General features: G+C 64.2%; 1 protein-coding gene. It reads right to left on the minus strand.

The window, feature by feature from the left end; all coding sequences use genetic code 11:
* Positions 1-164: 164 nt before the first annotated feature.
* Entirely contained in the window at positions 165-995 is an 831-nt protein-coding gene (locus tag PZ895_RS16495) for a cytochrome c1 (protein ID WP_275837383.1), read from the minus strand.
* Positions 996-1,036 lie beyond the last annotated feature (41 nt).

Here is a 1,036-nt window from a genome sequence, read left to right on the forward strand (position 1 = left end):
GAATGTTGCGGATCGCCGAGACGAGCGTGTCGTGAAGGGTCGTGTGCATGGCTGCCCCGCGATGGATGTGCGCTATTGGTAGAAGAAGGCGGCGGCGAAAGGAAGCCGCGCGCGGCCACGAAAAAAGGGCGCCCGCAGGCGCCCCTTGAAAACCATCGCGAACGTCAGTGCGCGACGTTCGACCAGATCTTGCGCTTGGTCAGATACACCAGCACCGCAAAGCCGATCAGGAACAGCATGACCACGAAGCCCATGCGCTTGCGATCCTCCATATGCGGCTCTGCGGCCCACATCAGGAACGCGGTCACGTCATGGGCATATTGCTCGACGGTCTCGGGCGTCCCGTCGTCGTAGCTGATCAGGCCCTCCTGAAGCGGGGGCGCCATCGACAGCGACGTTCCGGCGATGAAATGCGGGTTGTAATAGGTGCCGGGCTGCTGCTCGTAGCCCTCCGGCGCCTCTTCATACCCGACCAGGAGGTTGTAGATATAGTCCGGGCCGCTCTCGGCATATTGGGTGAAGATGTCGAAGACGAAGAGCGGAAAGCCCCGCTCCACCGCGCGCGCCTTGGCGATCAGCGACAGGTCCGGCGGCGCCGCGCCGTTGTTCGAGGCCGCGGCCGCTTCCGCATTGGGAAACGGGCTCGGGAAATAATCGGACGGGATCGCGGTCCGCATGAACATGTCGCCATTGGCGTCCGGTCCGTCCTCGATCTCGTACTCGCCGGCGAGCGCGCGAACCTGCGCCTCCGAATAGCCGAGGTCTTCGAGCGTGCGGAACGCGACGCGCTCCATTCCGTGGCAGGCCGCGCAGCCTTCGCGATAGACCTTGAGGCCGCGCTGCAACTCGCCCCGGTCATAGGTGCCGAACGGGCCTGCGAAGCTCCAGTTCTGTTCGACCGGCTTGATCAGCGGATATTCCGCCGCGCCTGCCGCCGCCGTCGCACCGACGACGATACCGAGCGCGGCAACAATCCCCTTGAGAACAGTCTTCATGTCTTGTCAGTCCTTTCGAGCCGGCGCGCCGGTTCAGCCTT

This window comes from Mesorhizobium sp. YIM 152430 (assembly GCF_029210365.1).
In the GTDB taxonomy this organism is placed as follows: domain Bacteria; phylum Pseudomonadota; class Alphaproteobacteria; order Rhizobiales; family Rhizobiaceae; genus Aliihoeflea.

Bases quoted from the DNA above. Each gene is read 5' to 3' on its own strand.
- PZ895_RS16495 (WP_275837383.1), bottom strand. From the start codon at position 995: ATGAAGACTGTTCTCAAGGGGATTGTTGCCGCGCTCGGTATCGTCGTC.